The sequence below is a fragment of the Liquorilactobacillus sicerae genome (genome assembly GCF_029916425.1).
GTDB lineage: Bacteria > Bacillota > Bacilli > Lactobacillales > Lactobacillaceae > Liquorilactobacillus > Liquorilactobacillus sicerae.
Window position 1 is genome coordinate 1 of record NZ_JAHAVQ010000017.1, and the last position, 18,555, is coordinate 18,555.

The 18,555-nt window shown below is 38.0% G+C and carries 14 protein-coding genes; 12 read left to right on the top strand and 2 right to left on the bottom strand.

What is annotated here, in order from left to right:
- Window positions 1–534: 534 nt before the first annotated feature.
- Genes tkt through aroB form a run of 4 tightly spaced genes read left to right on the top strand, consistent with a single transcriptional unit; the run spans window position 535 to window position 5,536 of the window.
- On the top strand, window positions 535–2,556 hold the full coding sequence (gene tkt, locus KH893_RS10055; RefSeq protein WP_281165996.1) for a transketolase: 2,022 nt from the start codon (window positions 535–537) through the stop codon (window positions 2,554–2,556).
- 17 nt (window positions 2,557–2,573) lie between these two features.
- Window positions 2,574–3,452 carry a shikimate dehydrogenase gene (aroE, locus tag KH893_RS10060; protein ID WP_281165997.1) on the top strand — a complete coding sequence of 293 codons (879 nt, stop codon included), beginning with the start codon at window positions 2,574–2,576 and terminating at the stop codon, window positions 3,450–3,452.
- Window positions 3,449–4,441, top strand: coding sequence for a 3-deoxy-7-phosphoheptulonate synthase (gene aroF, locus KH893_RS10065; RefSeq protein ID WP_281165998.1), 993 nt, complete (start codon window positions 3,449–3,451; stop codon window positions 4,439–4,441). The genes aroE and aroF overlap by 4 nt, the downstream gene beginning before the upstream one ends.
- A gap of 9 nt (window positions 4,442–4,450) precedes the next feature.
- Complete coding sequence (gene aroB, locus KH893_RS10070) at window positions 4,451–5,536, top strand: 3-dehydroquinate synthase (protein WP_281165999.1); 1,086 nt, start codon at window positions 4,451–4,453, stop codon at window positions 5,534–5,536.
- Here aroB and KH893_RS10075 read toward each other — a convergent pair.
- Both KH893_RS10075 and KH893_RS10080 read right to left on the bottom strand, forming a co-directional pair.
- On the bottom strand, window positions 5,529–6,254 hold the full coding sequence (locus tag KH893_RS10075) for a GntR family transcriptional regulator (RefSeq protein WP_281166000.1): 726 nt from the start codon (window positions 6,252–6,254) through the stop codon (window positions 5,529–5,531). The two genes, aroB and KH893_RS10075, sit on opposite strands and share 8 nt — an antisense overlap.
- Before the next feature lie 395 nt (window positions 6,255–6,649).
- Window positions 6,650–8,677, bottom strand: coding sequence for a beta-galactosidase (locus KH893_RS10080; RefSeq protein WP_281166001.1), 2,028 nt, complete (start codon window positions 8,675–8,677; stop codon window positions 6,650–6,652).
- Between the two features lie 386 nt (window positions 8,678–9,063).
- On the opposite strand from KH893_RS10080, the gene KH893_RS10085 reads away from it, so the two are divergent.
- The 8 genes from KH893_RS10085 (at window position 9,064) to galE (ending at window position 18,542) form a co-directional block, all read left to right on the top strand.
- Window positions 9,064–10,758 (top strand): lactose-specific PTS transporter subunit EIIC, encoded by a 1,695-nt coding sequence (locus tag KH893_RS10085; protein WP_281166002.1) that lies wholly within the window; start codon window positions 9,064–9,066, stop codon window positions 10,756–10,758.
- Window positions 10,759–10,770: 12 nt separating this feature from the next.
- Window positions 10,771–12,195, top strand: coding sequence for a 6-phospho-beta-galactosidase (gene lacG / locus KH893_RS10090; protein WP_281166003.1), 1,425 nt, complete (start codon window positions 10,771–10,773; stop codon window positions 12,193–12,195).
- 69 nt (window positions 12,196–12,264) lie between these two features.
- Window positions 12,265–13,275 (top strand): LacI family DNA-binding transcriptional regulator, encoded by a 1,011-nt coding sequence (locus tag KH893_RS10095; protein ID WP_281166004.1) that lies wholly within the window; start codon window positions 12,265–12,267, stop codon window positions 13,273–13,275.
- Between the two features lie 6 nt (window positions 13,276–13,281).
- A complete protein-coding gene (locus tag KH893_RS10100; protein ID WP_281166005.1) occupies window positions 13,282–13,617 on the top strand; it encodes a PTS lactose/cellobiose transporter subunit IIA in 336 nt (111 codons plus the stop codon).
- Between the two features lie 161 nt (window positions 13,618–13,778).
- The gene (locus KH893_RS10105) at window positions 13,779–14,945 is read left to right on the top strand and encodes a galactokinase (protein ID WP_281166006.1); all 1,167 of its coding nucleotides are present in this window, start codon (window positions 13,779–13,781) and stop codon (window positions 14,943–14,945) included.
- 13 nt (window positions 14,946–14,958) lie between these two features.
- Window positions 14,959–16,449: a UDP-glucose--hexose-1-phosphate uridylyltransferase gene (galT, locus tag KH893_RS10110; protein WP_281166007.1), complete on the top strand. Its 1,491-nt coding sequence runs from the start codon at window positions 14,959–14,961 to the stop codon at window positions 16,447–16,449.
- Entirely contained in the window at window positions 16,439–17,443 is a 1,005-nt protein-coding gene (locus KH893_RS10115) for an aldose epimerase family protein (protein ID WP_281166008.1), read from the top strand. Before galT ends, KH893_RS10115 begins: the two co-directional genes overlap by 11 nt.
- A 103-nt stretch (window positions 17,444–17,546) precedes the next feature.
- Window positions 17,547–18,542, top strand: a complete 996-nt coding sequence (gene galE / locus KH893_RS10120) for a UDP-glucose 4-epimerase GalE (RefSeq protein ID WP_281166009.1) — start codon at window positions 17,547–17,549, stop codon at window positions 18,540–18,542.
- The last annotated feature ends 13 nt before the right edge of the window (window positions 18,543–18,555 follow it).

The window sequence follows — 18,555 nt, forward strand, 5'->3', positions numbered from 1 at the left end:
TTTGGATTTCCTTTGTGAGTCCTTTATTTTGTTTTAGCGTTGCACTTAAAGTGTAAATTCAAGGCATAAAATAAAAATCGGTACTTAGGATAGAAAAATTTCTATCAGTACCAAATATTATAGAACCCAATAATACAATAAATTTTATTGACATTCAAAAACAAATCAGTTAAACTTACATTATTAAAAATATCTCATTTATTTGTTGCTTATTTAAGGAGAATTTCATTATGAACTTACGAAAAGTTACCAAGAGAAGCAATCGATTTTATTACTACTGGTTTATCAAGTAGTGTCCGGATCACATTTGATGCGGGCATTACGTTCCCGCATCGGATGTGACCAGTAATTTTTCGTGTAATTTTCTTACTGAATCGGTCACACAGATGCAAACAGCATTGTGTGGCCTTTTAATTAAATGCTTTTTGAATTAAAAATTCAAATTAAATTTAAAAAAAGACTTTTGCAATGTTGGCTGCAGAAGTCCTTTTTTGTTGTTCGAACAGCGTTTTAGGTAAGTAAGGAGGTTTTTAGATGACGAAAATGACAAAAGATCAATTAGCAGTCAATAATTTACGTATGTTGAGTGTGGAAATGATCGAAAAAGCCGGTTCCGGTCATCCGGGGTTGCCTTTAGGAGCAGCGCCAATGCTGTGGTGTCTTTGGAGTCGACATTTGCGGATTGACCAACGTAATCCGCAATGGGTCAATCGTGATCGCTTTGTTTTATCTGCCGGTCATGGTTCAGCTTTATTGTACAGTTTGCTGCATGTGAGTCAATTTGATTTAACAATTAATGATTTGAAACATTTTCGCCGTTTTGGGAGCCAGACTCCTGGTCATCCAGAATTTGGAAATGTTCCTGGGGTGGAAGCAACGACTGGCCCCTTGGGACAAGGCTTGGGAATGGGAGTGGGGATGGCTTTAGCGGAACGCTTTTTAGCCGCTAAATGCAATCGTCATAAGTCTTTGATCAATCATTTTACTTATGTTTTGGTTGGTGACGGCGATTTAATGGAAGGAGTCTCACATGAAGTCGCAAGTTTTGCTGGTAACCAGCAATTGGCTAAATTAATTGTTTTATATGATTCAAATGATGTCTCACTAGATGGGCCAACTAGCCGTTCCTTTAGCACCAATGTTCGTCAAAGATTTGCCAGTTATGGTTGGGATACTCAGTTAGTTGAAGATGGCAATGATTTGGAACAAATTGATCAAGCCATTCAGCAAGCTAAGCAATCTAATCAACCGAGTTTAATCGAAGTCCGCACGGTAATTGGTTTTGGAGCGCCACATGCTGGAACTAATTTAGTTCATGGAACACCATTAGGAAAAAAAGGAATGTCAGTTTTACGTCAGAACTTGAATTGGCAAGCAGAGCCTTTTACAGTTTTACCAGAAGTTGCTCAGTTGGCCCAGCAAAAAATTGTTCAGCGGGGAATGGCAGCAGCTGATCAATGGCAAAAAGAGGTTGTAAAATTAGCTAAGGAATTTCCGCAAGATTTGGCACAGTTCAAAAATTTGTTTTGTGAATCGACTAATGGATTACAAGTTAGCTTACCGTGCTACGAAAGTGGTGCTGAAGCTGGTCGCGACACAAGCCATAAAGTTATTCAGGACTTAGCTGATCAAACTGAAAACTTGCTTGGCGGGTCAGCTGATTTGTCCTCGTCTAATCGAACTGAGATCGATAACAGTTACTTGATGACTCCGCAAAATCCTACTGGTCGTAATTTAGCGTTTGGTGTTCGTGAATTTGGTGAAGGAACGATTTTAAATGGCATGGCGTTACATGGCGGGGTTCGAGTTTTCGGGGCCACTTTTCTGGTTTTTTCGGACTACATGCGACCAGCAATCAGATTAGCTGCTCTGCAAAAATTACCAATTATTTATGTTTTTACACATGATTCCTTGGCAGTTGGCGAAGATGGCCCGACACATCAGCCAGTTGAACAATTAATGAGTTTACGGCAAATACCTGATGTTGAAGTTTTTCGCCCTGCAGATCCTAATGAGGTGCTGGCTGCTTGGGATCAGGCCATCTCAGCAGTTGATCACCCAACGATTTTAATTTTGACTAGACAGCAGCTGGCGGTTTTGCCGGGGACCAAAAAGTTAGCCAAAAAAGGAGTTGAACGTGGAGGTTATGTTATTTCAGCTCAAAAAGGACTGGTGCCGGATGGAATTTTGATGGCTAGCGGTTCAGAAGTTGCTTTGGCTTTGGCCGCTCAAAAGCGTTTATTGAAATTAAATCAAGATGTCAGTGTTGTGTCGATGCCATCAATGGAACGTTTTTGCCAGCAATCTGCAAAATATCAGGCACAGGTCTTGCCAAAAAAAATTCGCCGTCGAGTGGCAATTGAGCTGGGAGTTACTCAAGGTTGGGAAAAATTCACGGGGATCGATGGAAAAGTCATTGGAATTGATTGTTACGGTGCTAGTGGGTCAATGGATGAATTATTAACAGCCGCTGGTTTTACAATTGAACGGATCATCAATGATTATCAGCAGATTCATATTAACGACCAGCAACTTTTATCAATTAACGGTTATTAACTAGAAAGGAGTAAAGAATGAATTTTAACGGTCAGACTCAACTCTATGGCTTTTTAGCCCATCCCGCGCAGCATAGTTTATCACCATTAATGCATAATCTAAGCTTTCAAGCTAGACAGCTAAATGCTTGTTATTTAGCCTTTGATCTTAAACCAGCCGATTTTGATTCATCAGCAGCTAATTTAAAAAAATTTTTTGCTGGTTTCAATTTATCAATGCCATACAAAAAACAGATTATTCCTTATCTTGATGAACTTACTCCTAAAGCTCAACGCATCATGGCTGTTAATACTGTCAAAAATCAAGCGGGACATTTGATTGGTGAAAGTACTGATGGGGCTGGTCTATTTGCCGATTTGCAGGCGAAAGGTCAAAAAGTGGCCGGGAAAAATTTGTTGATTTTAGGTGCTGGAGGAGCGGGACGGGCGATCATTGCTGCAGCGGCCGATTATCAAGTAAAAAAAGTTTTTGTTTGCAAGCGGCCGAATCAAACCTTTGTGGTAATCAAACAATGGTTGCAAAAGATTGCCCAGTCAACGAAGACTGAATATCAGCTGGTTGATTATTCTGACCAATCAGCATTAAAACAGTGTCTGCAGCAAAGCCAAATTTTGATCAATGCAACTAACGTCGGGATGGATGGCCAAGCTTTGCCACTGACATCAGCAGTTTTAAAACAGTTAAGCACTGAACAATTTGTCTATGACATCATCTATCAACCTTTGAAAACACCACTTTTACAATTAGCAGCCAAAAGAGGTTGTCCACATGCCAATGGTGTCGGAATGCTTTTGTGGCAAGGAGCATTAGCTTTTGAATTTTGGACTGGCCAAACAATGCCGTTGCTCAAGGTCAAAACAGCTTTACTCAATGAAATTAGGAGGAGATCATCATGATTATTGTTTTAAAAGAAAGAATCACTGAAAATGTTGCTAAAATCGAAAAACTCTTTGCCGGTCAAAAGCAGGTCTTTGTTCATCAGAATCGGGTAGCTGTCGTTGGAGCGTCAATTGCTGATTTGCCAACTGAAATTAAACAGGCGGCCAGCGAATTGATTGACAAAACACCGGCAGCTGTGCAAGCAAGTCGTTTATTTCACCCTGAAAATACTGTGATCAAGACTGCCCATTCACTGATCGGTGCTGCTAATTTAACGATCATGGCCGGTCCGTGTTCAGTTGAAAGCAAGGAACATATTTTTAAAATGGCTCAGGTTGCTAAACAAGGCGGAGCAACGGTTTTGCGAGGTGGTGCCTTTAAACCACGGACTTCACCATACTCTTTCCAAGGATTGGGGGAAGCCGGCTTGAAGTATCTGCGAGCGGCAGCAGATGAAAACGGGCTGGATGTGATCACTGAAGTTATGGATGATGAACATGTACCGTTGGTAGCTAAATATACCGACATTTTTCAAATTGGAGCCCGGAACATGCAAAACTTTTCGTTATTAAAAGCTGTTGGTAAAACTAAGATACCAGTTGCTTTGAAACGTGGGATGTCAGCGACGATTGATGATTTACTGAATGCAGCTGAATATATTGCAGCCGGTGGCAATCAACAAATTATGCTGATCGAACGCGGTATTCGAACTTTTGATAATAAATACACCCGCAATACATTTGATGTTGGCGCGATTCCGGTTTTACAGCAGTTAACTCATTACCCGGTGATTGTTGATCCTAGTCATGCTGCTGGTTACTGGGATTTAGTGACTCCGCTGGCGACGGCGGGTGTTGCAGCCGGAGCGAGTGGAGTGATCGTTGAGATTCATGATGATCCGGCACATGCGTTCTCTGATGGCCCACAGGCACTTAAACCAGCAGCTTATCAAGCAATGACCCAACGTTGTCAACAAGTCCATCAATTAATGGCCAATTGGAAGTAGGTGATTTCAATGGAGCAAACGATCGAAGTCAAAACAGGGCAACATGATTATGCAATTAAAATCATTCCTAAGGGTTTAAGTCAGCTAGGAGTTTATCTTTCGAAAATTTGGTCAAAACGGCAAATTGCGATCATTACAGATGAAAATGTAGCTCGAATCTATGCTAAACAAGTTCGACGGCAACTCGCATCAGCTGGCTATACGGTTCAGCTTTTAGTAGTTCCAGCAGGTGAACAAAGCAAGTCCTGGCGGCAATTGATCAAGCTGATTGATCAACTAGCTGCTTGGCACTTCACCCGATCAGATGGACTCCTAGCTTTAGGTGGTGGTGTGATTGGGGATTTGGCTGGCTTAGTGGCTTCAATTTATTTGCGGGGAATTTCGATTATTCAAGTTCCAACTTCGCTATTAGCCCAAGTTGACAGTTCGGTTGGTGGCAAAACGGCAATTGATTTGACTGCGGGAAAAAATTTAGTTGGTACTTTTTATCAGCCAGACTTGGTTTTGATTGATCCCACCGTTTTACAGACGTTACCGGAACGCTTGGTAATTGAAGGATATGGAGAAGTGATTAAATGTGCAGCACTGGTCGGCGGGAGTTTTTGGCAGTTGACAGACGAGATTCATTCAGTTGCCGATATCTACAAATTTTCAGCCGAGCTAATTGCAGCGAGTGTAATCTTTAAAGTTAAAATCGTCATGGAAGATGAAACTGAAACTCACCAACGACAATTATTGAATTTAGGGCACACTTTGGGTCACGCCGTTGAGCGAGCAGCCGCTGGTCGACTATTTCATGGTGAGACGGTTGCAATCGGATTATATCAAATCTGCCGGTTGTTCGAAAAAGAAAAGCTGACCGCCCCGCCAACGACTGAACAAGTAGCTCAACGTTTGCAGGCGGTCGGCTTGCCACTGACTGATGAAGCGCTAGCAACGCCAGCATTTTACGCTGCGCTAACACATGATAAAAAGATCCATGATGGTCGCTTAACGTTGATCTATTTAGAAAAAATCGGTCAGCCAAATTTTTATCCCTGGCAGCTGGAAAAAGTTATCGCTTGGCTGAAAACAGAATTACCGGCAATTAATTGACAGCCATAAAGGAATTGAATTTTAAATACTTATAATGCATTCGCATGCTTGAAAACTCGAAGGGTGTGCCATTATCTAAGAAAAAGATTCCTTCCATTACACCCACCGGTTCAGTTGGTTTTAGTTTCAGTAGCTGTTGATCATTTTTGGTTGAAGGGTCGGCAAAGACTGATAAAAAAGACTTAGTAACAGCTAAGTTGCGTTCTTTTTGCAAATAGTTAAACAATGAACCTTCAAGAATTTGCCGAGATAACTCAGGAACGATTTTAATTGGAATATAGCCGGTTTCAATCATAAAGGGCTGGCTGGAAAAAGAGCGCAACCGAATAATTTTATAAACAAAATCATCTTTTCCTAAGAAAAGATCACGTTGCAATTCAGGAGTCACTTTAGTAACTTCAAAAGTTAAAACTTTAATTTTAGGACGCTTGCCATTCATCTTGAAATTATCGGTTACACCTAAGTTGGAGCTTTCCTCGTAATTGAAAACTGATTCATTTTTTAAATAGAGCGGATTTATAAAAGTACCCGAGCCGCGTTTTTTAAAAATTATTCCATCATTCGCCATGCGGCTGAGAGCCCGCTTGATTGAACTACGGCTGACTTGATAAGTTTCACTTAAAGTTCGTTCGTCCGGCAGGCGCATATTGGGGAACTCACCTGCAAAGATCCTGTGCTTTAAGTTAGCGATAATTTGTTTGTATACCAATTGTGCCATGAAAGCTCTCCTCGTCTTATGAATTTATAAGTTACAAATTTTTTACTAAAATGTACTTATTTTTTGAAAACCAGATGCTAGTCTCTAATTGTTATTGGCTTTGGTCAACTGGTGTGGACTTTTCTTTTCTTAGTAACGTAATTATTCGTAAAGACTGCCGCCTGCCGCCCAGATGATCACCTAAAGCTCGAACCACATGTCTTTAAATTACTCTTAATTTCTAGTTAACCACAATGACTAAAAAACAACAAGCAGCGAACAAAATTAATTATTGATTGAATTAGAAATGTCAAAGATTCCAAAAGAAAAAATGAAGCAACCGTCAAAAGCCTGTTACCATGCTAATAAGCCGATGATTGCTTCATTTTTTTATAGTTTTTTGAAAATAGCATTTATTAGTTAAGCTGTTGGAGAATCAAAACTTTCCAAGCTGGTAAAGCAGACTTTGTAACAATTTTGCTGCTTAGCAAATCTTTAAAATTGCCATTTAAAAATGTACTTGGCAGCTGTTGAACGCTATTGCTTAAATTGAGAATAAAGAAATATTTTTGCTTTTCATGATAGCGGACGGTAATATCAAGCTCTTTAGCAGCAGCTGCTAAAGGTACAAGTGCAGAAACATGTTGTTTAAGATATTCAATTAAGTAAGAGATTCCGGCAGTATCCAATTGGCTGCCCACATACCAACTGGTTCCTTGACCATAATGATTTTCTGTGATTGCCGGTGTTCCTTGGTAAAATTCAGCCGCATAATTTGCTAAAGAACTAGCCTTCTTTAAATGAATCAAATCGCAAACTAAAGTGCCTTTGATCCTTGGACCAGCAGTAAATTTGATTGGACAGTCATGATTGGGCAATAAAGCATCAGTTTCTTCGACCCAAATTCCCAAGACTTTCTTTAAGGGCCCAGGATAACCACCAGCGTAAACTTGGTCAGTTTTATTGACTAAACCAGAAAAATAAGTGGTTAGAAAATGCCCGCCGTTTGCCACATAATCGCCAATTTTTTGAGCTAATCCGCTGGTTACTAAATGCAAAACAGGTGCCACGATCAGTTTGTATTGACTAAAATCAGCATCAACACCAATAACATCGACTGGAAGATGTTGTTGATAGAATGCTTGATAATAAGTTAGCACTGTTTTTTGATAATCTAAGTCTTGAGTAATACCGGCAATATGCTGACAGGCCCACCAATTCTGCCAGTCAAAGACGATGGCAATTTGGTTTTTGATCTGAGCATGTAAGATTTTAGAAGCTATTTTTTTAAGATCTTGGCCTAAATGGCTCACTTCTTTAAAAACACGTGTTTGATCGGTATTAGCATGACTGATGACTGCTCCATGAAACTTTTCTTGGGAACCAAGCGACTGTCGCAGTTGAAAATATTGCACAGTATCAGCCCCATGAGCGACAGCTTGCAGTTCTTGAGCTGCTAATTGCCCAGGACGCTTTAAGGGACTATATGCTTGCCAGTTAACTTGTGAAGGAGTCGACTCCATGAGCATAAATGGTTGGTTATTTTTCAAACCACGTATTAGATCATACAAAAATGCGGTTTGATAGGCCGGTGTGTCATAAGCCGGATAACTGTCATAGGCAATCACATCCTGATATTTAGCCCATTGATGATAATCTAAGGCTGGGTTAGGCGTGCCATGAAAATTAGTAGTGATCAATGCTCGTGGATTAGATTTTTCAATAATCTTTTTTTCGTTGATAAATAATTTCAGTAAGCTTTCTGATTGAAAGCGCTGATAATCAAGGGAAAGACCACCGACGGCTGTCGCTGTATTTTCAGGGCCAAAAGCATCACCTAATTCGTTAGGAACTACGATTTCATCCCAGTTATAAATCGTATGTCCCCAGAAATTAAGGTTCCAGGCTCGATTCAACCTCTCAGTGGTTTGATATTTATCCTTAAGCCACTGGCGAAAGGCGATTTGACAGTTTTGACAATAGCAATAGCCACCATACTCATTATTGATATGCCAAACAACAATTGCCGGATTTTTAGCATAGCGCTGAGCTAATTGTTCGACCAGTTTTTGTGACAAACGCTGATAGTTTGGACTGTTAGGACAAAAATTATGACGTTGCCCAAAAACATGACGTCGCCCTTGATAATCTACCCGAGCTACCTCAGGGTATTTTTTAAACATCCAAGCTGGCATTGCAGCAGTTGCAGTTGCTAAAACAATTTTAAAACCAGCAGCTGCATATTTTTTGATAATCTGATCCAAGGTTGAAAAGTCGTAGTATTCCTCAGTTGGTTGCAATAAAGCCCACGAAAAAACATTGATCGTGATTGAATTAATGTTAGCTGCTTGGAAAAAGGTCAGATCTTGATCCCAAGTTTTTGGGGACCACTGTTCTGGATTATAGTCACCGCCGTAGAGCAAATCATTGAGCAGAGATTTCATAACTGATCACATCCGTTTAAATATAAAATTTAGGGGCTGATTATTTGGCAAAATGGTAGATAATTTTTAAAAAGCTACTCCAATTTAATTTCGCTTATTATTCTATCCTGCAAGCGGTTTAATTGCAAGAGGTAAAGAAATGAATAAGCAAAAGTATAAAAGTACCCCTGCTTTGAGAATGCTTTTGCGTATTCTTAAAATAATCTCCTTTTAAATAAAATATATCATTTTACTTGATATATAATAAATAAATTATGTCGATGCTTACAATACAACAATTAAATATTATTTTTAGTAAAAAACTCATTGACTTGGACAAAAAAGCGTACTAATATAAAGCTGTAATGAAAGCGCGATCATTATAAGAAAAATTAGGAGGAGAAAAAATGATTGCTAGTTTTGAAAAAAAATTAGAGAAATTAAGACCTATGTTTCAAAAGATAGCATCTAATACCTATCTGTCTGCAGTTCGTGATGGCTTCATAGCAGCTATGCCGATTATTTTGTTTTCAAGTGTGTTTTTGATGATTGCATATGTTCCAAATGCATGGGGATTTTATTGGCCTACCAAGATTACTAACTATTTATTGATAGCTTATAACTATTCGATGGGATTATTAGCATTGTTTGTTGCTGGAACAACAGCCAAAAACTTAACGGATTCCAAAAATTTGGATTTACCAAAGACAAATCAAATAAATCCTGTGTCGGTAATAATTGCAGCCGAAATCTCATTCATAATTTTAGCGGCAATTCCATTAAAAACCGGATCTGATTTGACTTATATGGGTACCCAAGGTTTAATAGCTGCCTATATAGTGGGATTAGTAATTCCTAACATTTATTATGTTTGCATTAAAAATAACGTAACTATTAAGTTACCACCACAGGTTCCACAAAATATTTCTCAAACTTTTAAAGATTTAATACCTTTGGCTTGTTCGGTTACTTTTTTTTGGATTTTGACTATATTTTTTAAAGTTCTAACGGGAACAAATTTGCCTCACTTCATTATCAATGTTCTTTCTCCATTATTTAAAGCAAGTGATTCATATATTGGTTTGTCAATTATTGCTGCTGCAATGGCTTTCTTCTGGTTCTGCGGCGTTCAGGGACCTTCAATAGTACAGCCGGCAGTTGTGCCGGTAATGATTGCAAATACTGCAGCTAATTTGCAGCTTTACCAAAAAGGTTTACAAGCCTCACATGTTCTAGGCATGAATACAATGGATTATGTTATGAATTTTGGTGGGACAGGTTCAACACTTGTTCTTGCCTATTTAATGCTAAGTCATATTGCTCGTTCAAAGCAGTTAAAGGCTGTAGGCAAAGCAGCATTTATTCCAGGAACATTTTCAGTAAATGAGCCGGTACTTTTCGGAACACCTATTATAATGAATCCAATCTTTTTTATACCATTTCTGTTGACTCCCGTTGTGAATGTCTGCCTATTTAAATTTTTTGTCACAACTTTGGGGATGAATTCAGTTATGTATACTATGCCATGGACATTGCCTGCTCCAATTGGAATTATAATCTCTACGAGTTTTGCTCCTTTATCATTCGTTTATGTTGGACTGGTTTTAATTTTAGACTGTTTAATTTATATTCCCTTCTTAAAAGCGTACGATAACACTTTGTATCTTGAAGAAATTGCAAATGAAAAGAAATTAGTTAAAGAGGGCAATGAAAGTCAAATAATTTCTGAAAATAATGCATCATTAGAAGAAACTTCAAGTGCTGTTAATTTGAATAATTCAAAATTAAAAAAGCAAACGAACGTTTTGGTTTTGTGTGCAGGAGGAGGGACAAGCGGCATTCTTGCAAAAGCTTTAAATAAACTTGCTAAAGATAAAAATTTACCACTTGCTGCGACGGCTAGAGCTTATGGCCAAGATATGGATTTAATTAAAGACATGAATTTAGTGATACTAGCACCACAAATGGACAGCATGAAAGATAATCTAAAAAAGATAACTGATAAGTATGATGTAAAGATGGTTACAACAACAGGAAAACAGTACATTGATTTAACTCAGAATGGAGAAATGGCACTTAAATTTGTAGAAGAAAATATCTAAAGCATTGAGAGGATGGTAGAATTGAATTTTCCTAAAAATTTTTATTTTGGAGGAGCAACAGCTGCATATCAAGCTGAAGGAGCAACAAAAGAAGATGGTAAAGGTCGAGTTCTGTGGGATAGTTATTTAGAGAAAGAAGGAACATTTAGCCCTGATCCTGCATGTGATTTTTATCATCGTTATCCAGAAGATATTGAATTAGCACACAAATTTGGAATCAATGCAATTAGAGTTTCAATTGCATGGTCAAGAATTTTTCCAAATGGAGATGGAAAAGTAGAAAAAAAAGGTGTTAATTTTTATCATGAACTATTCAGAAAATGCTTCTCAGAAAATGTAGAACCGTTTGTTACTTTGCATCATTTTGACTCACCTGAAAAAATCTATTTGGATGGAGATTGGCTCAATCCTCAAAATATTTCAAAATTTTTGGACTATGCAAAGTTTTGTTTTAAAGAATTTCCAGAGATTAATTACTGGATAACTATTAATGAGCCAACCTCAATGGCTGTACAACAATATGTAACGGGAACTTTTCCTCCTGCACAGAAATATAATTTTTCAAGATGCTTTCAAGTGGAGCATAATTTAAACTTAGCACATGCTAAAGCAGTAAATCTTTTTAAGAAAATGAACTTAAAAGGAAAAATTGGAATAGTTCATGCTTTACAAACCGTATATCCTTTTGATCCAAATAAAAGTGGTGATCAACACGCTGCGGAGTTACAAGATGCACTTGATAATAAATTATTTTTAGATGGAACATTAGCCGGAGAGTACTCAAAAAAAAGTATTGATTTAGTAAACGAAATTCTAACAGCTAATCAGCAAAAACACTTTGAAGTTAGACAAGAGGATTACAAAGAGCTTCAATCAGCAGCCAATCAATTAGACTTTGTAGGAGTTAATTATTACTTTAGTAAGTTTATAAAAGAATATCATGGAAAATCTGAAACTATCCACAATGGAACTGGGAAAAAAGGATCATCAATTTCAAGATTGCGTGGTATAGGAGAATCAGGTTTAAGAGATGGAATTGCAACAACTGATTGGGATTGGCCAATTTATCCAAAAGGTATGTATGATATTTTAATGAGAATTACTAATGAGTATCCTAAAATTAAGAACATCTATATAACCGAAAATGGAATAGGATTGAAAGAGGAACTAGATAATAAGCACACAGTAATTAATGATGAAAAGAGAATTGATTACCTAAAATTACATTTGAAGGAGGTTCAGCGTGCCATTGAGGATGGGGCTAAAGTTAATGGATACTTCGTGTGGTCTTTGCAAGATATGTTTTCCTGGACAAATGGTTATAATAAACGTTATGGATTATTCTATGTGGATTTTAAATCACAAAAACGTTATCCTAAGAAAAGTGCTTATTGGTATAAGGAGTTAAGTGAAACAAAACAAATACCTGAAATTTAACCGCTTTTTTGCCACATTTTTTCCTTAAGTTTATAATATGATTATAAAAATAATTGTGGGGTTAAAATAATGGCAAGTTTAAAGCAGATTGCAGAAAAAGCACATGTTTCAATATCAACTGTTTCACGGATTCTGAATTATGATGAAACTTTATCGGTTACTCAGGAAACAAGAATCAGAGTTTTTAAAGCTGCTGAGGAATTTAATTATACAAAGCCTATTAGGAAGAAAAAAAGAAAAAAAGTAGCGGTTGTAACATGGTATACAGAAGCTCAAGAACTGAAAGATTCTTACTATCTTTCAATTAGGTTAGCAGTCGAATCAATTTTAAAACAGTTAAGTATTTCAATTACACGTATATTTTCAGATGGTGTAATTTCAAATATAAAAAATTGTAATGGTGCAATTCTAATTGGACATTTCAGTAGTAATCAATATAAATTATTTAAAGATTTGAATAAAAACATTGTGGTTATTGGCGAAAATACAATTAAATATAATATTTCTTGTGTTTCAAGTGATAACGAAGTTTCTATAAAAAATGTTCTTGACTACTTTATAACTAATAAGAGAACTAATATTGGAATTTTTGTTGGAAATGGAAGAACGAATGATGGTTTAGAAAAAATTTATGATTATAGATTAGGGGTGTTTCGAAAATACTTAAAGTCTAAACATTTGTATAAGGCAAAGAATGTTTTTGAAGGAGCTGTTTCAACTAACAATGGATATAAAATGGCGAATGAGGCTTATGAAGAACTCAAAAATGAATTTCCGAATGCTATTCTTGTTGCAAGCGATACAATGGCAGTTGGAGTTTTAAGGTTCATGCATGATTATGATATTAAAGTTCCTGAGAGAGTGGCAATTATGAGTTTTAATGATTCGCCGACAGCGCAATTTTCAACCCCTTCGCTTAGTTCGATAAAAGTTTTTACAGATGTGATGGCCAAAAGAGGAGTAGATTTGTTAACAGACAGACTTACAAATGATTCTAAAGACGCTCAAATTTCTGAGTGTATAATTGTTGGCACGGTAATCAATTATAGGGAGAGCAGTAATTTTCAGGGGGAGGCATAGTTTCTCATGGCAACAAAAGAAGAAATTTCTATGACAGGGTTTAAAATTGTAGCATATGCAGGTGATGCTAAAACAGCTGTTTTAAAAGCATTAGATAAAGCAAAAAACGGTAATTTTGATGAAACAGAAGATCTTTTAAAAGAGGCAGAAGCCTCAATAAATGATGCTCATAATGCCCAAACACAATTATTAGCCGCAGAAGCTGGTGGGGAAGATTTAGATATGACTTTCATTATGGCACATGGTCAAGATACTTTGATGACAACAATGATGTTGATTGATGAAACAAAATATTTAATAGACCTCTTTAAAAGGGTTAATAAACTTGAAGGGAAAAATTAATTAATTTTCATTTTGGAAGCGTTGTAGTTATTTATTCAACGCTTCTATTTTATATGATTCACAATTCAAATGTGATAGTTTATAGTGTGTTAAACCTTTTTCAAAAAGTAGGCAAGAAGCTTTGTAAGCAAAGAAATATTTTATAGATGGATGTGATAGAAATGGAACAAGCAGAATTAACAAAAGAATTCACAACGATTTTTGACCAAAAGCCAACGGTATGCTGTTTTTCACCTGGAAGAATCAACTTGATCGGCGAACATACGGACTATAATGGCGGCCATGTGTTTCCGTGTGCTTTGAGTTTGGGAACCTATGGAGCAATCAGACGCAGGGATGATCAAAAATTACGTTTTTATTCGGCTAATTTCAGCCAACTAGGCATGATTGAAGTTGATTTAAAAGAGCTGACCTATGATCAAGCCGACAATTGGGCTAATTATCCCAAAGGCATGATCCAACAATTTATAGTGGCTGGTTATTCATTGCCAAGTGGAGCAGATCTTTACTTTAATGGTAATTTACCAAATGGTGCTGGCCTTTCATCATCTGCCTCAATTGAATTGTTGACTGGGGTAATGATTAATGATCTATTTGAATTTAAGGTTAGTCGACTAGACTTAATTAAGTTTGGTCAAAAAACTGAAAACGAATACATTGGAGTCAATTCGGGAATCATGGATCAGTTTGCTGTTGGCATGGGTAAAGCAAATCAAGCGATCTTGTTAGATACCAATACCTTAGATTATGCTTATGCTAATTTGAAGCTGAAAGATAACGTCATTGTGATCATGAATACCAATAAGAAACGGGAGTTGGCTGATTCCAAATACAATGAACGTCGTCAAGAATGTGAAACCGCATTAAAAGAATTACAAACAAGATTGGCAATCAAAAGTTTGGGTGAATTAAGTATTTCGGTATTTGATGAAAACTGTTATTTGATCCAAAACCCAACTTGTCGCAAACGAGCACGGCATGCAGTTTTTGAAAATCAGCGGACCTTAAAAGCTAAATCTGCACTTGATCATGGTGATTTAGCAGAGTTTGGCAAGTTAATGAATGCGTCTCATGTTTCGTTAGCCGATGATTATCAAGTTACCGGCAAAGAATTAGATATGTTGGTGCAAACAGCTTGGCAACAGTCAGGAGTTTTGGGAGCTCGAATGACTGGTGCGGGCTTTGGTGGCTGTGCAATTGCGTTAGTTGCAACGAAGCAAGTGCCAGCCTTCAAAAAACAAGTTGCTCAAGTTTATCAGCAAAAAATCGGTTATGCGCCTAGCTTTTATGTTGCAAAAATTGCCGCTGGAACCAAACGTTTAGCTTAAGAAGGGGATTAAAATGCAAGAAACCTTGCTTGGAGAATTTGTTAGTCGAATAATTGTTGCGAGTGATTATACTGAAATGGATCGAACCTATTTATACAACCGACTATTGAATTTGTTAGCCGAAAAAGATTTGCCTGGTGATTTTAGGCAAACTGATTTATTAACTTTAGTTGCTAAAATAGTGGAAAATTATGATGAACATTTGACTAAACAGCAACAGTCACTTTTAAAAGCTCAATTAATGGATTTTTTAGTACCTGTTCCGAGCCGCCTGAATCAAAAATTCTGGCAAAGGTATCAACAGCAAGGCTCGACGGCAGCTTTAAATTACTTTTATCATTTAAGCCAGGCGAGCGACTATATTAAAGTCAATGAGATCAAGAAAAATAAGTACTTTAAGTTTAATTCGCCGTATGGATCGTTGGAAATTACAATTAACTTGTCTAAACCTGAAAAAGATCCGCGTGATATAGCACGGTTAAAAACAGTGAAGACTAGCGGTTATCCGCCATGTCAATTATGTTTTAGTAACGAAGGCTATCAGGGCCGGCTTAATTATCCGGCCCGCACCAATCATCGGCTGATTCGTTTTAAATTGTTTGATGAAACTTGGGGGCTGCAGTATTCACCTTATGCTTACTTCAATGAACATTGTATTTTTGTTGACCAGCAGCATCAGCCAATGAAAATCGAACGGCTGACCTTTGCCCGGTTACTGAAGATTCTCGATTTGTTCCCAACTTATTTTGTTGGCAGCAATGCCGATCTGCCAATTGTCGGTGGATCGATTTTGAATCATGAACATTTTCAAGGCGGTCGACATGTCTTTGCAATGAACCAAGCCAAATTACAAAGGAAATTCGACTTTAAAGGTTTCCCAGCCGTTCAAGCAGGAATTTTGCATTGGCCAATGTCGGTAATTCGCCTGACAAGTCAAGATCAGGAACAATTAATTGAGCTGGCAGCTAAAGTTTTAGATCACTGGCGTCAGTATTCTGATCCAACTGTTAGTGTTTTGGCTGAAACTGACGGGAAACCGCATCACACAATCACTCCAATTGCGCGTAAGCAAGGTACTGCTTATCAGCTTGATTTAGTCTTGCGAGACAATCGTCAGGATCAACAATATCCAGCTGGAATCTTTCATCCGCATTCTGATGTTCAGCATATTAAAAAGGAAAATATTGGTTTGATTGAGGTGATGGGACTGGCAATCCTGCCACCGCGCTTAGTGCCTGAGTTAACTGAAGTTAAACGCTTCTTGCTGGATTGGCCGAATCAAATTGCTGACCAGCATTTGCCATGGGCTAAACAAATCAAACAACGTGCAGCCACCATTAATCAAGCTAATGTTACGGCAATTTTGCAAAATGCACTCGGTCAAGTCTTTACACGTGTCTTAGAGGATGCGGGCGTTTTCAAAAATGATCAGCTAGGACAAGCGGCATTTGATCGGTTTGTAACAACTATTGGAATTCAATCGGAGGTAAAAAATGCAAATTAAAAAACAACAGGTGGCGACTTTTCAAGAACAACCAGTATTTCAGTACCGCCTGATCAATCAGCAAGGAAATTATATTGATGTTTTGAGTTATGGGGCTACTTGGCAGAGTTTGGTGATCAACGGGCAAAACCTGTTAGCGCATTTTGACCGTGTAGAAGATTATTTTGAGACCCCAGCTTATTTATGCCAAACAATTGGTCGGGTTGCTGGCCGGATTAGCCATGGTTCATTCCAACTAGCTGGTCAGACATATCAGTTGCCGCAAAACGAAGGTCAAAATACTTTACACGGCGGACCAGGTGGCTTTGCTAAATGGAATTGGCAGACATCGGCTAAGAAAGCGGAAAAGGCAGCTGAAGTAATCTTGACAAAAGTCTTTACGCCGGAAATGGATGGCTTTTTGGGGAAACTGTCAGCTCAAGTTGCTTTTTCTTTTGATGAGCAAAATCAAGTTAAAATTACATTTAACGGGACATCAGATGGAACAACCCTTTTTAATCCGACCAACCATGCTTATTTTAACCTGAATGCTGACCAGCATGATCTACAGGATCAGTTTTTAACGATCAATAGCCAGCGACGACTTGAACTTGATCAAGAAAAGCTGCCAACCGGCGAGTTTTTAGCTAATCAGCAGACCGGATATGATTTTAGTGAAGGTCAATTACTAGAACCAGCATTAGCCAAAATCAATCAGCAATTTGGCAAAGCTGAGATCGATGATGCCTTTGTTGTTAAAGCAAATCAGCAGCCAATTGCAACTTTAACAAATCAAAAAAATGGCACGCAGTTAGAACTTTATTCAGATCGCTCGGGCTTAGTTGTTTTTACTGCTGATTTGAATCAGGATAAAATTTTTGATGCTTTAGCTTTAGAAGCTCAATCATTGCCAGATGCAATTAATCATCCGCAGTGGAATGATGACATAGTTTTGGCAGATGGAGCAAAAAAAGAATATCAAATTGTTTTTCGTTATCGCCAGTTGAAATCATAAATTTACATCAACTATCCTTTAAATAAAGAAACTGGTAAAATGAAAGTGATCACTTTGATACAATAAAAATGTTTTTAATGATCGATTAGAAGGAGGAATTTTAATGGCAGTCTTAGTTTTGGGCGGTGCCGGCTATATTGGCTCGCACACAGTTGATCGCTTAGTTGAACGAGGGATCGATGTGGCAGTGGTCGACAGCTTAGTCACTGGTCATAAAGCAGCTGTTAATCCAAAAGCTAAATTTTATCAAGGAGACATTGCCGATCAGCCTTTTATGCGCCGGGTCTTTGCAGAAAATCCTGATATTGAAGCAGTGATTCATTTTGCTGCCTTTTCATTAGTCGCTGAATCAATGAAAAAGCCGCTGAAATACTTTGATAATAATACAGCTGGGATGATCAAATTACTGGAAGTCATGAATGAAGTGGGTGTTAAGAAAATTGTCTTTTCTTCGACAGCAGCTACTTATGGGATTCCGGAGCATATGCCGATCAAAGAAACCGATCCGCAACGGCCAATCAATCCTTATGGCGAAAGCAAACTGATGATGGAAAAAATCATGCATTGGTCGGATTTAGCTTATGGGATCAAGTTTGTTGCTTTACGTTACTTCAATGTGGCGGGTGCCAAGCCAGATGGCAGTATTGGCGAAGATCATTATCCGGAAACACATTTACTGCCGATTGTTTTACAAGTTGCAGCTGGTAAACGTGACAAATTGAAGATTTTTGGTGATGATTACAATACGTCGGATGGCACCAATGTTCGCGATTATGTTCATCCATTTGATTTGGCCGATGCTCATATTTTAGCAGTTGATTACTTGAAAGCCGGCCATGACAGTGATGCTTTCAATTTAGGCTCATCGACTGGTTTTTCAAATTTGCAAATTCTTAAAGCTGCTCGGGAAGTGACTGGCAAACCAATCCCAGCAGAAATGGCCCCAAGACGTCCAGGCGATCCAGATACGTTGATTGCTGCTTCTGACAAGGCACGGAAGGTTTTAGGTTGGCAGCCGCAATTTGATGATATTCACAAAATCATTGCGACCGCTTGGAAATGGCATTCAACTCATCCAAATGGTTACGCTGACCGTTAGTCCATGATTTTAT

Excerpts from the sequence above, each read along its gene's own strand:
- KH893_RS10080 (WP_281166001.1), bottom strand. The coding sequence starts at position 8,677 with ATGAAATCTCTGCTCAATGATTTGCTCTACGGCGGTGACTATAATCCA.
- KH893_RS10105 (WP_281166006.1), top strand. The coding sequence starts at position 13,779 with ATGGAACAAGCAGAATTAACAAAAGAATTCACAACGATTTTTGACCAA.
- lacG (WP_281166003.1), top strand. The coding sequence starts at position 10,771 with ATGGTAGAATTGAATTTTCCTAAAAATTTTTATTTTGGAGGAGCAACA.
- KH893_RS10085 (WP_281166002.1), top strand. The coding sequence starts at position 9,064 with ATGATTGCTAGTTTTGAAAAAAAATTAGAGAAATTAAGACCTATGTTT.
- KH893_RS10100 (WP_281166005.1), top strand. The coding sequence starts at position 13,282 with ATGGCAACAAAAGAAGAAATTTCTATGACAGGGTTTAAAATTGTAGCA.
- KH893_RS10075 (WP_281166000.1), bottom strand. The coding sequence starts at position 6,254 with ATGGCACAATTGGTATACAAACAAATTATCGCTAACTTAAAGCACAGG.
- tkt (WP_281165996.1), top strand. The coding sequence starts at position 535 with ATGACGAAAATGACAAAAGATCAATTAGCAGTCAATAATTTACGTATG.
- aroF (WP_281165998.1), top strand. The coding sequence starts at position 3,449 with ATGATTATTGTTTTAAAAGAAAGAATCACTGAAAATGTTGCTAAAATC.
- KH893_RS10095 (WP_281166004.1), top strand. The coding sequence starts at position 12,265 with ATGGCAAGTTTAAAGCAGATTGCAGAAAAAGCACATGTTTCAATATCA.
- aroB (WP_281165999.1), top strand. The coding sequence starts at position 4,451 with ATGGAGCAAACGATCGAAGTCAAAACAGGGCAACATGATTATGCAATT.
- KH893_RS10115 (WP_281166008.1), top strand. The coding sequence starts at position 16,439 with ATGCAAATTAAAAAACAACAGGTGGCGACTTTTCAAGAACAACCAGTA.
- aroE (WP_281165997.1), top strand. The coding sequence starts at position 2,574 with ATGAATTTTAACGGTCAGACTCAACTCTATGGCTTTTTAGCCCATCCC.
- galE (WP_281166009.1), top strand. The coding sequence starts at position 17,547 with ATGGCAGTCTTAGTTTTGGGCGGTGCCGGCTATATTGGCTCGCACACA.
- galT (WP_281166007.1), top strand. The coding sequence starts at position 14,959 with ATGCAAGAAACCTTGCTTGGAGAATTTGTTAGTCGAATAATTGTTGCG.